The 12,779-nt window shown below is 69.3% G+C and carries 8 protein-coding genes and 4 pseudogenes; 6 read left to right on the top strand and 6 right to left on the bottom strand.

What is annotated here, in order from left to right; translation table 11 throughout:
- Positions 1–136: 136 nt before the first annotated feature.
- Positions 137–373 carry a hypothetical protein gene (locus ACZ7M2_RS41935; protein WP_471599795.1) on the top strand — a complete coding sequence of 79 codons (237 nt, stop codon included), beginning with the start codon at positions 137–139 and terminating at the stop codon, positions 371–373.
- A 474-nt stretch (positions 374–847) separates the two neighbouring features.
- Entirely contained in the window at positions 848–1,495 is a 648-nt protein-coding gene (locus ACZ7M2_RS41930) for an ATP-binding protein (protein ID WP_471599794.1), read from the top strand.
- A 13-nt stretch (positions 1,496–1,508) separates the two neighbouring features.
- On the opposite strand, the pseudogene ACZ7M2_RS41925 reads toward ACZ7M2_RS41930, so the two are convergent.
- Together ACZ7M2_RS41925 and ACZ7M2_RS41920 are read right to left on the bottom strand one after the other, a co-directional pair.
- Positions 1,509–1,709: pseudogene (locus ACZ7M2_RS41925) on the bottom strand (IS701 family transposase); the annotation flags it as partial.
- 347 nt (positions 1,710–2,056) lie between these two features.
- Positions 2,057–3,967 (bottom strand): FUSC family protein, encoded by a 1,911-nt coding sequence (locus ACZ7M2_RS41920; protein WP_471599793.1) that lies wholly within the window; start codon positions 3,965–3,967, stop codon positions 2,057–2,059.
- A 610-nt stretch (positions 3,968–4,577) separates the two neighbouring features.
- Between ACZ7M2_RS41920 and ACZ7M2_RS41915 the strand changes: the two are divergent.
- Positions 4,578–6,418, top strand: a pseudogene (locus ACZ7M2_RS41915) (glycoside hydrolase family 15 protein).
- A gap of 229 nt (positions 6,419–6,647) precedes the next feature.
- On the opposite strand, the gene ACZ7M2_RS41910 reads toward ACZ7M2_RS41915, so the two are convergent.
- Entirely contained in the window at positions 6,648–6,863 is a 216-nt protein-coding gene (locus tag ACZ7M2_RS41910) for a hypothetical protein (protein WP_471599792.1), read from the bottom strand.
- A gap of 98 nt (positions 6,864–6,961) precedes the next feature.
- Between ACZ7M2_RS41910 and ACZ7M2_RS41905 the strand changes: the two genes are divergently transcribed.
- The 3 genes from ACZ7M2_RS41905 (at position 6,962) to ACZ7M2_RS41895 (ending at position 10,891) form a co-directional block, all read left to right on the top strand.
- Entirely contained in the window at positions 6,962–7,708 is a 747-nt protein-coding gene (locus tag ACZ7M2_RS41905; protein ID WP_471599791.1) for a TetR/AcrR family transcriptional regulator, read from the top strand.
- Between the two features lie 1,152 nt (positions 7,709–8,860).
- A complete protein-coding gene (locus ACZ7M2_RS41900) occupies positions 8,861–9,574 on the top strand; it encodes an IclR family transcriptional regulator (protein WP_471599838.1) in 714 nt (237 codons plus the stop codon).
- A 309-nt stretch (positions 9,575–9,883) separates the two neighbouring features.
- Positions 9,884–10,891 carry an ABC transporter permease gene (locus tag ACZ7M2_RS41895; RefSeq protein ID WP_471599790.1) on the top strand — a complete coding sequence of 336 codons (1,008 nt, stop codon included), beginning with the start codon at positions 9,884–9,886 and terminating at the stop codon, positions 10,889–10,891.
- Positions 10,892–10,906: 15 nt separating this feature from the next.
- Here the strand turns inward: ACZ7M2_RS41895 and ACZ7M2_RS41890 are convergent.
- The 3 genes and pseudogenes from ACZ7M2_RS41890 to ACZ7M2_RS41880 form a co-directional block, all read right to left on the bottom strand.
- Positions 10,907–11,044 (bottom strand): annotated as a pseudogene (locus tag ACZ7M2_RS41890) (IS5/IS1182 family transposase); the annotation flags it as partial.
- A gap of 349 nt (positions 11,045–11,393) precedes the next feature.
- Positions 11,394–11,471: pseudogene (locus ACZ7M2_RS41885) on the bottom strand (VOC family protein); the annotation flags it as partial.
- A gap of 141 nt (positions 11,472–11,612) precedes the next feature.
- Positions 11,613–11,972 carry a hypothetical protein gene (locus ACZ7M2_RS41880; protein WP_471599789.1) on the bottom strand — a complete coding sequence of 120 codons (360 nt, stop codon included), beginning with the start codon at positions 11,970–11,972 and terminating at the stop codon, positions 11,613–11,615.
- Positions 11,973–12,779: the final 807 nt, after the last annotated feature.

Here is a 12,779-nt window from a genome sequence, read left to right as displayed (position 1 = left end):
AAAACGGCGACCCGCAGGCGGGCCGTCACTCATCGCCCGACACAGTCCGCCGGCGCCACAGAGGCAGGCCGGCGGCATCCCCGGACCCGTGTCGAACAGTTCGGCACAGGATCGAGCAGTAATCGAAGGGACTGTCATGCAACACACGATCTACCGCAAGGCGACCCTGGCGGCCGCCTCCCTCCTCCTGTGCTTCACCACCACGGTCGCCGCGGTGCCGACGATCGCCACTCGCCCCCGCCCCGCAGGTGGCGGAGCATTCCCGCCGCACGCCGCAGGCGACCGCACTGCTCCTCCCCCTGGCGCCCTCGACCGGGCGGCCATGACACAACAGTTCACTGTCGCCTTCCTCACCTCGCCGTCCGGCGCATAAGCGGCCAGCCGAACGGCCGGGACACTCCCTGCCGGGGCGGCATCACCCAGTCCCCGGCAGCGAGGTGTCGCTCTCCTGGGCTCTTCGCACGATGACCGGCCGTCGTGGACTCCCGAACGGCCCCGATCGCCAGGGCACATGGCCCGCTTGCTCACAGCCGACGTCGACGTGACGGATCCGGCACCGAGCGGCGAGCGCACGGCGGCGTCCTCCACCGGATCGGGCACATCGCAGCCCACCAGCCCGGCGAGGCACAAGACGAATGCCCTGTCACGGGTACGGGCCGCTGTCCGGCCAGCAGGCGCACAACGTGCCACTGCTGCACCCACGCTGTCACCGGCATGCCCGACCACACCGACCACACGGCAACGCGGCTTTCGAACCACCTGGGACGGCCACGCTGCACGGGTTCTGCTGCGAACAGCGGACCAACTCGCGCGCGTACACGCCGACAAGGACAAAGGCGGACACATCATGACCGTGCAAGAACACCCCGAACCCGCCGTGGCCCGCCACCCGCAGGACCCGGGGCCGGTGTGCCAGTCCCAGGTGGTATCTGCGCCGTTCCCGCTGGCGAAGGCCCTGCGGCCGGCGAGTGGTGACGCTGTGACCGGCGGGAAGAACGTGCGTCGAGCCCGTACATCGCAGCTGCCGGTCCTGGGCGAGGGCGGGCCCGGACCCTCCGGACGCCGCCCCGGCCTCAGACGCCTCGGCAGCAGGGGTCCGGTCGTCCGAGCGTTCACCTGCCCGCTGCCGCACTCCGTCTCCGCGGCGTCCAGAGCCCGACGGCTGACATTTTCGCTGCTTCACCACTGGGGTGTAAGCGGGGACTACATCGCCCGCGCAGCGGTGGTCGTCTCCGAGCTGGTCACCAACGCCATCTGCCACGCACACCCCGATGTGCGCATCTCCTGGAAGATGCTCTCCCGCTGCGGGCAGTCGAGCATACGGGTGGAGGTCGCCGACGGCGGACCGGCCGAGGGTTCCTCGCCCTGCCCCGACCGTCCCGCGGAGGAACACGGTCGCGGCACTGTGGTGATCGCCGCGCTCGCATCCCGCCACGGAGCTTTCACCGGCCCCGACGGCGCGACAGTACGGTGGGCGGAGATCGTCGTGTCCTGACCAGGCGCACTCACCTTGACCACGCCTGCCGGGGCACCGCGTCAGCCGGCTGGTCCACGCGTTCGTCCGCGTGTGCGGTGATCACCCTGTCGTCGGCCTTCGTGGCCGGCACGTGCGCGACTCGGCGTTCCTCCAGCCACACCCGCAGATGTCCGACCTGCCCGTACGCCTCGCCGGCGGTCACCCACGCGCACGGGACACCCGCGTCTATGGCGCAACCGTCGCAGGGCGTGAGGAAGTGACCCGCTGCGAAGTGATCAGGTGCGGGACGCCTGTACCCGCTGCGGGACAGGCCTGATCGAGTTCACTGGGGAAGAATTCCAAGGTACTTGCTCGTTCGGTACCTGCCCGGGGCCCGCCTCTGCCGGACCTCGTGAGCAGCCTCAACGGCGTCAACTCGCGTCGCGCGTGTGAGGAGTTCACCACCGCACGAACCGGGCGATCATGCGCTCGTCCGACCGTCGGGCACAGCCGTGTACGGGGTCAGGCCGGACACCGATACCGACGTGAACTCCTCTGCGGGTTCAGCGGGGAAGGCCGGCCCGCGGGTCCGCTTCGGGTTCACTCATCGCCACGGGCGCGGGTCCCGCCCTTGCACAGCCGTTTCCACGAGGGGACGTTCCTGTCGCGCCGCCGACTGTCACCGGTTTCACGAGCGACGCCGAGGCTGTCGTACAAGCCCAGCAGTTCGCCACGCAGGCGGGGCAGTGCGCCAACGCTGGGAAGACGCAGTGCGGGTGGTCCGCTGCCCGTCTCGGCCGTAGCAGCGAGGGTTTGGAACGCGGCACCGACCTGCGCACGTTCCATGTGGTTGAGCTGAGCCTCGCGAGGAAGGGGGGAGCGGGACGCGGCGACGGCCAGGTAGCCGAGCCGCTGGGTGGCGGCGACAGCCGGCCACAGTCGTTCCAGCTCACGGCGGGCCACAGGCTCGCCGGCAGCGCTGTCGGCGACGGCCCGCAGGTTGATCAGCTCCGTGCGGAGCCGGTGCCGGGCGCGACGAGCACCGTCGTCCTCGGCTTCGCCGGAATCGGCCAGGATCAGCTGCCACGCCCGGCCTTCTGCACGGATCACGCCCCCCAAGGTGGCCGGGAGCCGCACGGTCGATGCACGCCGTCCCCATGTAAGAGCAGTGAGGACGGCGACGAGGCAGCCGAGTGCCGTGTCCAGCAGACGCGCGCCGGCCAGGTGCCCCGGAGTCAGCGAGGGGTGTGCTGCCTCGGCCAGGAGCAAGGACAGCGGGGTGATGAATGCTGCTCCGAGCGCATAACTACGCGCTATGACGGTCTCGGCGGCGAACTGCAGGAGCATCACCGCCGCCACCAGCGACGGCGGGTCCGGATGCAGGGCGAGGATCCCGCTGGCGGCGAGGACGCCGACCGCTGTTCCCGCACCACGCTGCAGGCTCCGCCCCACGATGGTGGTGACGTTCGTGCCTTGCAGTGCCACGATCGCGGCCGCGGCCGCCCAAAATGACTGCGGTAGTCCACACACGTGGGCGAGCGCGCCCGCCATGACCGCACCGGCTCCGACACGCAACGCGGCGGGAAGTACAAGCGAGTGCCGTGTCCTGGCGCAGGCCAGCAGCCTGGCCGCGGTCGACGGTTCGAGCGGTTCATCCTCGACGTGGAACGGCAGGCCCTCAGCCGTACTGCGCAATGCCTCGTTGATCTCGGTCCGCAGTGCGCGCCGGGCCGGGGGCTCCCCTTTCGGGAACGAGAGCCGGGGCAAAGGCTGTACGGCTTTGTCCGGGCCGGACAGGGACCGGCCGATCCATTCAACAGCGTCGATGAGATCGTGGGAGATCGGCTCGCTGGATTCTGCGGCGGCGTGGATCGCTGCGGAGAACAGCTGGTGGGCCTGGCCCGCGTGCAGTCGTAGACGGGTCTCAGTCCCGGCGCTTCGCATCCGCCGGGGCATGGCCGAGACGGCCGCGTACCAGGCGCCGCGCAGTGCGAGGGCAGTCTCGTGCTGGACGGTGTCCTGGCGGGGCCCACCCACCGCGGAGAGGTATGCCGCGAGGCGGCTGTAGCCCTGGGCGACGGCTGTGGTCTCGGGCCCGTGACGGTTCACCAGTGCGCCGGACATCCCCACCAGCCAGGCGCAGGCGGCTCCTGACAGCGCGAGTACGGCGCGCTGCGGGATTGCCGCAAGGTCTGCGGGCATGCCGGTGGCTGTGCCGCACACGAGGGCGAACAGATACCCGCCCGGCGGTCCGATGCGCAGTGCGTCGCAGACATAGGTGGCCACTGCTCCCACGACGCCGATCACCAGCGTCGCCGGCCATGGCCGGCCGGCCGCCAGGGTCCCTGCGATCAGGCACAGCACGAACCCCGCCCCGGCCGCGGCGAGTATCGCCGCCCGCCGGCCGTACGGCTCGCTCGTGGCATAGAGGCCGGTGAAGGCACCCATGGTGGCAGTGACACCCCAGGACAGGTGCCCTGCGGCAGCGCCCGCGGCCAGGGGCACGCCCATGCTCACCGCCGCGCGCGCGGCGGCCGCATATCTGCCTGGGCTGTCGGAGAAGCGGAAGGCATCGCGCAGTCCGCCGCCGGGCGGCCTCTGGGGTCCTGGCAGTCGTCCCGTTGCATCGGTGGTTGTGCCATGTGGCACGTTCATCATGTCCGGACCTCGAGCGGGGGGTCTGTGCCGGTCATCCGTTGCGCATCGACACCCGTGTGGACCGAGTCCGAAGCGCAGGGGCAGGGTCGAAGTCACGCCACGGTCCGGCGGGAACCGCTCAGGCGCTCATCGCTCTGCGCTGCTGGCCGGCGCCAATCGCGGCGCCGCCATCGTTCGGGTGGCCGGTTGTCCAGGCCGTACGAAATCAGCACAGCGCAGGCAGCGCCCATCGCGTCGGCTCATCGCACGGGGCGGTGCCGGCCGCAGTGCGGCCGAGTCTAATGGCGGTGGCGTGCGCCGTCCTTCGCGGTGTGCGGTGGCGGTGACCGCCGAGTTCCTCCCAGAGGCATCACGGGAGAAATGCTCCTAGACTCGCATCACAGCTGGCCCCTCACTCTGGGTGGTCGCTCCGCCCGTCACACCGCGTACTGCTGACCAGGCGCAGGTATGAGGAGGCGTCGTGGTGACAGCCTGCGAACAACACTTCGGTGCCGTAGCTAACCCTCGCCCAGGCGGATACCTCCGTATCGGGGACCACGGTCTCATCGGCGACCTGCACACGGCAGCTCTGGTGGGCGGCGACGGCACGATCGACTGGTACTGCTGTCCACGGTTCGACTCGCCCAGTGTCTTCGCAAGTCTCCTCGACCAGGAACGCGGCGGCGCATTCACCCTGCTGCCGGCCGTGGACTCCTCCACCCGACAGTTGCACTTTCCCGACACCACCATCCTGATCACCCGGTTTCTGACCCCGGAGGGCGTGGGCGAGGTACAGGACTTCATGCCGGTGCGACAACCACCGCGCGAGGCCGGTGGCCATCGGCTGGTGCGCCGCGTGGTCTGCGCTCGCGGGATGATTCCCTTCAGCGCGTGTGCAGCGCCTCGGTTCGACTACGGACGGCAGGAACATGTCGTGCGGCACGAAGCCGGGTTCGTGGCCTTCGAGTCCCCCTCGCTGGCGCTGTCCCTGCAGGCCACCGTGCCGCTGAGGGACGACGGTCGCGATGTCCGAGCCGACTTCGTATTGCGGCAGGGGCAGACGGCGACCTTCATCCTGGACCTGTACACCAGTGGGCTTCCGGAGCGCGACCAGGACGGGGAACAGCTCTTCGAGTCCACGGTCGCGTTCTGGCGGGCCTGGCTGGCCAGGAGCAGATACACCGGGCGCTGGCGGGAGATGGTGCACCGCTCGGCGCTGACGTTGAAACTGCTCACCTACGCGCCCACCGGTGCGCTGATCGCCGCGCCCACGACGAGCCTTCCCGAGCTGGTCGGCGGCGAGCGGAACTGGGATACCGCTATGTGTGGATCCGTGACGCGGCTTTCTCCGTGTATGCGCTGCTGCGGCTGGGTTTCACCGAGGAGGCTGCCGCCTTCGACGACTGGGTCCATGACCGCTTCGCGGAGTGCGCCGGGGACTCTGCCGCGCCGTTGCAGATCATGTACCGCGTCGACGGGAGCGGTGACCTTCCCGAGCAGGAGCTGACGCACCTGGAGGGATACCGCGGCTCCACACCGGTGCGCGTGGGCAACAACGCGGCCGATCAGCTCCAGCTCGACATCTTCGGCGAGCTCATCGACTCGGTCTACCTCTGCAACAAATACGGCGAGCCGATCTCGATGGACCTGTGGAACGGGGTCTGCAGGATCGTCGAGTGGGTCTGCCGCAACTGGGACCAGCCGGACGAAGGCATCTGGGAGACCCGCGGCGGCAGGCGGCACTTCACCTACTCCAAGCTCATGTGCTGGGTTGCCGTCGAGCGTGCCATCCGGATCTCACGCCAGCGTGGGCTGCCGGCCGACATCGCCCGTTGGTCCGCCGAGCGGGACCACATCTTCCGCTGGCTTGTCGAGCAGGGGTGGTCAGGCGAGCGCGGCACGTTTGTCCAGCAGCAGGGCGCCGACATCCTGGACGCCTCGCTGCTGCTCATGCCCCTGGTGCGGTTCGTGGGACCCACGGACCGCAGATGGCTCTCGACACTCGGCGCCATCACCGCCGATCTTGTCGCTGACTCCCTGGTCTACCGCTACGACCCGAGCGCCAGCCCCGACGGGCTGCGCGGTCACGAGGGCACCTTCTCCCTCTGCTCGTTCTGGTACGTCGAGGCACTCACCCGTGCCAGGCGGCTCAACGAGGCACGCTTCGCCTTCGAGAAGATGCTCACCTACGCCAACCATCTCGGCCTGTACTCGGAGCAGATCGGACTCACCGGCGAACAGCTGGGCAATTTTCCCCAGGCCTTCACCCACCTGGCACTGATCAGCGCGGCCTTCAATCTCGACCAGGCCCTGAGCCGGCCCTGATCCCAGACAGACCAGACCCTTCCAGCTGTGCGCGTCGGCCCGTCAAGGGCTCCCGCAGCGGAATTGGCTCAGTACGCAAAGGGGCGGCATCGCGCCCGCCGACAACCGTGCGGCTGCTCATCTGCCAGCGCGCCGGGGAAAGGGGGCAAGAGCCGCCACGTCGTCAGCTACGACTCCCCCGTGCGTTCTCACCCCGACAACTCCGCCTCCCCCGGGCGTGAGGTCCCTGTCACGCCGCCGCTGTCACCGCTACGCTGTGGGCCGGTCCCGGGCCAGGCCGGCACCTCCCGATCAGGGCCGCGCGCAGCTGGTGCAACAGCGGCTCGGACACCGCTTCGCAGGTGTCGTGGAGCAGGAGCCTCGTTCCTTCCTTGCCTGCGGTGCGGTTCTTGAGCTCCCGGAAAAGCGGGATGCCCCGCCCGATGAGTTCTCGCCTGTGGTCCATGGCAGTCCTTCCCGCCTCCCTCGCCCGGAAATCAACATTTCATTGCAGTTAATATCTGTAACTCAAAGAGATACTCTTGGGCGAGAGGGAGGATCACGATGAGCAGTGACGACCGCGCCACCGGCACCAGGCGCCCCACAGCATCCGACAACGAGGCGACCGACGGGGCAGCGTCCCGCGGCGGCGGCCGACCGCGCGATCCCGCGATCGAGGAAGCGATCATCCAGGCGACGCGCAAGCTCCTTGCCGCCGACGGGTACACGCAGATGACCATCGGGGACATCGTCGCCGAGGCCGGTGTGACCCGGCCCACGCTCTACCGCCGGTGGGCCAACAAGTACGACCTCGTCATCGACGCCCTCGCCTACGGATTCGCCGCACAGCGCGCGGCATATCCAGCCGTGGACCTGGACCAGCTGCCCGCGATCGACGCCATGAGGGAAGCCGTACGCCGCCTGGATCCCTGCTACCACAACCCCGCCGCGATGACGCTGCACGGGAACTTCATGGCCGAGGCCGAGAGAGCCCCCGGCCTCCTGGAACAGTTGCGCAAGCACGGGGTACAGCCGCGCTGCGATGAGCTGATGGAGACCCTGCTGCGGCTCCAGCAGCGCGGCGACGTCCGTGCGGACGTCGACCTGGACACCATCGTGACCCTGTGCTTCGGAAGCTACTTCGCCGACTACCTGCGCACCGGCCAGGCGAGCACGGACCTGGCCGACCGCGTCGTCGACACCCTGTGGCCGACGATCTCGACCCACGCTGCACCGTCCGCCCGGCCCCGCCCGGCCCGCACCGCCTCCCACGCGCCTGCCGGGCAACCGGATTCGCCGGCGACGGCATGAACCGACGGGCCGAGCCACGGCATGCAACCGTGCCTCCTGTCGTCATCACGAAGCCGTAGATCACCTCGGCTCGAGGCGCGGAGCCACCTGGCCGGCGACGTCGCCGGCCAGGCCGTTGGAACACAGGCAGCACGCCTTCACCGCCGGTGCCCGATGGCCTTTTGGAAGTACGACTGGGCATCCGCCCGTTCGGCGCCCCCGGGCGCAGCACGCTCACGCGCCCGCAAGGAGCTCCTTTCGGCGGTGACCGGCTGTGCCGAGGGGCGATCGCGTGCAGCCGACGGATCCGCAGCCACTGACCCAGTGCTCACCCGCGTACTGACGGGCAGCGATGCCGGCCGCCGGGCCTCTGCCCGGTCCCGGTCATCCATGACCGGCGGCTCATCCGTGGCCGGCGGCCCCCGGCGGCGGTGCTCCCCGCCGCCGGGCGGCGCCGCGACTGCTCACACGTCGTGCACACCGCCGTTCCCGAACTCCGGGAAGCGGCCCCGCCCGTCACACGCCGCTCGCGGTCCGCAAAACCCAAAGCGGCGCCACGCTCCAGTACCGCACGCGACGCCGCCTCATGCCCTGGGCAGTGACCGGGCTGGAACCAACGGCCGCCCCCGGCGGCCGCGGTCAGCGCCAGCTGCCGCCGTCGCCGTCGCCGTGGGACAGCTTGTCCACGGAGTTCATGTCCGCCAACTGGTCGAAGACCCAGGTATCCGCGTTCACGCACCGACCGGTGTCGCGGTGGCCGTATCCGTGACACCACCCACCGAGGCCGCCGCCATCGGAACAGGACCCGTGGCGCAACCCAGTGTGGCCGCGGCCGTCGGACCCGGACCAGTGTTCGCGGCCACCGCCGCCATGAGATCCATGGCCGGAGTCGGCCGGTTCGGCGACCACAGTCACGGCCGTCCGGGCAGGCGTCCGCCCGGACGGATGGGCGGCAGCTGTTGCCGAGCCCCCTGCACCCAGCAGGGCGGCTCCGGTGAGTGCGACAGAAGCGACCGCCATGACAACACGCCGCGTCAGCACGTTCATGATCTTTCCTCCTTGCGTCGTCCATCGTTTCGTGGCTCCGAACGGTGGACCGGATGTCCGGTATAGACGCGGACCGATCGGCACGGCAAACTTCGTTCCGTGACACGGAACGCAATGAATGGCAACATGCTGGACAAGGCCACAAAGATCCTGGAGAGTTTCCGGCCCACTGGCGGTCCGTTCCGTCTTACGGAACTCGCGGAGCGGACAGGCCTGACGAAGACCACGGCGCACCGGCTCACTGCCGACCTGGTCCGCCTCGGTCTGCTGCAGCGCGACGGCGACACCTACCGACTCGGCGGCAAGCTGTTCGAACTCGGCTCCCTGGTGCCCCGCAGCCGCGACCTCCGCGAGGCGGCCCTGCCATTCCTCCAGGACCTCTTCGAGGCCACCCACGAGACGGTGCACCTGGTGGTCCGCGAGGGCAACGACGTCGTGTACGTGGAGCGGATCCACGGACACGACACCCTCCCCGTGGCCTCCCGCCTCGGCGGCAGCCTGCCCCTCACCTGCACCGGTTCCGGCAAAGCCCTGCTGGCCTTCTCCGGCGCGGAACTGCTCGAAGAGCTGCTGGCCGGGCCGCTGCCCCGCCTGACACCCCATTCGATCACCGATCCGGACCGCCTGCGCACTGCCATCGAACAGGCCCAGGTGGCCGGACTCGCCTACGACCAAGAGGAGGCAACACCCGGCGTCAGCTCCATCGCGGCTCCCGTACTCGCCGGACGACTGGCAGTCGCAGCCGTCTCCGTGGCACTGCCCAAGACCCGCTTCCGGCCCGCCCAGATCGCCCCCGCCGTGCGGACCGCCGCGCTCGGGATTTCCCGCACCCTGCGCTGACCCGGCCACCCGCCCGGAGTCCCGCCCCCTAGATGCATTACAGTATCTGTTCGTAATGAATCTTGGGTAAGGATGGCCAGATCGTGCAACACCCCCACGCGGCAGGGAAGTCCACCATGGCTGAACAGCGCAGGAGAACCGGATGCGCGAACCGCCCGGCCGGGAGCGCCCTGTGCAACGAGCTGCATGCGACGGGCAGTGACCGTACATACGCCAAAGGCGTCCGCCGTGGCAGGTGATCCCACCCCCCGCGTCCGAAAAGCCCCTCCGGAAGTCCGCACGGCAGCCCGTCGCCGCCCAGCTCACGCGGTGGACAGCGCGCCCCGGCAGCCTGGTGCCACCGGAGTCAAGGCCGTCCTGCTACCCGTAGCCATCGCCCTGACCATCGGCACGATCTTCGTCACCGTCTACCTCGCCGCCTTCCACGCCCCCAGGCCCCACCGCCTGCCCATCGCCGCCGTCGGACATGCCCAGCAGGTTCTGCAGGTCACGGCAGGGCTCGGCGCCGTACTGCCCGGCGAATTCAGCGTCACGAGGTACCCGAGTGAGGCGCAAGCCCGGCAGGCGATCGAGCACCGCACGGTGTACGCGGCATACATATCCCCCGATGGCCCGGGGAGCGCTGGGCGAAACCCGCGCCTGCTGTATGCGGGCGCCAACGGCCCTGCCGTCACCGGGACGGTGACCGGTGCGTTCGATGCCGTCGCCAAAACCAGCGGGCACCCCATGGCGCAGGAGGACGTCGTACCGGCGTCCAGCGGCGACACGCGCGGCATGTCCGTCTTCTACGCCGCCTTCGGTCTGGTCCTGGCGGGCTACCTGTTCGGCATGACGACCTATCAGATCGCTCCTCGGCTGTCCTTCCGCCGGCGCATGCTGAGCGTGGCAGCCTTCGGCGTACTGGGCGGAGCCATCATCGCCCTGCTCTGCGGCGACACCGGGTTTGCAGCGCTGCACGGCCCCTTCCTCAACATCGCCGGGGTCACCGCGATGATGGCGGCGGCCGCAAGCCTGGCGACGATGGCCTTCCTGCGCCTGGTCAAATCAGCAGGCCTCAGCCTGGCCTCGGTCGTCCTGCTGACCCTTGGCAACAGCACCAGCGGCGGCATCATGCCCGTGCAATACCTGCCGGGGTGGCTGCGCCCGCTGTCCGAGATCCTGCCGGTCGGCGTCGGAGTGCGGGCGATCCAGGGCGCCGTGTACTTTCACGACGAGGGTCTGACCAGAGGCGTAGCGGTACTCGCCGTGTGGATCCTCGCCTGCGCGGCCATCATCTACGCCCGCGACGTATCCGCCAAACGCCCGGCAACAGGCTAGACAGTTTCGTTTGGATCATCGGGCGGACCGGAGAAAGATGCCTGCGATGTGGAGTCCGGCCAGGTAGATCATGGCTGTCTTCTCGTAGCGGGTGGTGATGCCTCGCCACTGCTTGAGACGGTCGATGCACCACTCGACGGTGTTGCGCTGCTTGGGGTGCCAGTAAGAACGCTGTCACCAGCCGCGAACGGCGGCGATCACTCGATGAGGGCGCTGACGCGGTTCTCGTACGCGCGGCGGGCCTTGCGCTGAGCCGGGACGACCGGGACACCTTGGGTGCCGTCGAGGGGCTGGTCGCCCGCAGCACCATCAAAAACAACTGGACCACCGCTTGCAGGTCTCCGGCATCGGCTGACCTTCAGTGAGGCCGTAGACCCCGCCCGGTGATCGACCCCCGGGGACCGGCTGCGCGCATGCGACGAGGGAGCCCAACATCCGTGTCCGAAGGCAGAGTTGAGCTCCCTCGCCACCGCACCTATGTCCGTGACGCACTGGCAGCGGTGAGCGCTCGCTTCTCCTCCCCGTCGAGGTCGTCCACGTCGAAGCCCGGGTGGAGCTGCTGCGGGAACTGCTGTCCGGGTGCTCATGGTCCTGGTTCTGCTCGCCCACGCCTCCATCGCCCTGCGCACCGGCGGGCCGCACCAGGGCGTACGGAAGGACGGCGCGCGAACTCCGCCTCACAACCTCACAGCTCACTGCATCTACCTGGGTAAACGTGTGGTCAGTGGCCGCCGCTCGGGGGCTCGCAGCCGGTGCCGTCGGGGTAGCCGCCGAAGGCATCCGCCTTGGTGGAGTCACTGTTCATCGTGCCCTCCACACACCAGGGAGAGACGCCTATGTCGATGAGGAAGCCGACCCCGGCGGACCCGTCCTGGTACGCCTGCACCTTCCCGGCGGAGTAGCCGAGGCCAGTCAGCGCGTTGCGGACGCTGCCCGGGGCGAAATCGTCGCGCTGGCGCAGCAGTTCGAGTGCACTCTTGACGCGTCCGACGGCGGTGAGTCCGTCGCAGCGGCTCTGGCCGTGGAGCGGGATGGGAACTCTGAAGCCGTGGTTTTCGGCGTAGTGGTCGGTCGGCGGCACGGTTGAGCTGGGGGTAGTGGCGGCCGTGGGCGCCGTCGGCTTGGGGCTCTCGCCGGGGCAGAGGAAGTCCGCTGGTGTACTCGGCGTCGATATACCGGTCGGAGTTGGATGGGAACGCCGGTACACGTCGGCGGTATCCCCTGCCCGCTGCGTTCCGCACCCCGCCGTCAGCAGGACCATCACCGCTAACGGCAGCATCCCGAGCCAGGCTCTCGTCTTCCTCAGTGTCGTCACCCCCCGATCCTTCCCCGTAGCTCGGTGGGCGTCATGAGTACTTTTACTCATTGGGCCACACCACCCCGGTCAGCCTGAGCTTCGCTTTTATCCCTGACTGCGCAGGTGTGCGGCAGGCATGACGACGGCCGTGACCGCACGCCGAAGGGCCGATGCCGCGTAGACGGCCTGGCGCCCTGCGCGCCCAGCACCATGGCCCTCGCATCTGGGAGGACCCGCCGCCGAGTCGGATCCGCGGGCTCTCCGCCCTCACCAGCCTGGCGATGCATCGAGTGGAGCGCCTCTCGGGCGACTGTTACGTCTTCCCCGGCGCCACGGTTCGCGCGCTGCGGCGTGATGAAGGGTTCTTGCAACCGCCGGGGCGGCGGCCCTTGTCTCCCCAGGACGCCCACTGCTCGTGCCGCGGTTGTTCCTTCGACGATGTGAGGCATGCCCGTGACGTGCTCGAGGAAGTTCTGCAACAGCTGCCCTGCCGGTCGCGCGCCGAGCTGAAGGACCAAGTGGCCTCCCTGAACGCCGTGTACTTCGAGCGCACTCCGCCTGATCCTGTCGCCGATCGTCGGCAGTGGCGCG

Source organism: Streptomyces sp. NPDC111507, assembly GCF_055638955.1.
Note: the sequence above shows the minus strand (reverse complement) of the source record. Positions and strands in the feature narration are given on the sequence as shown.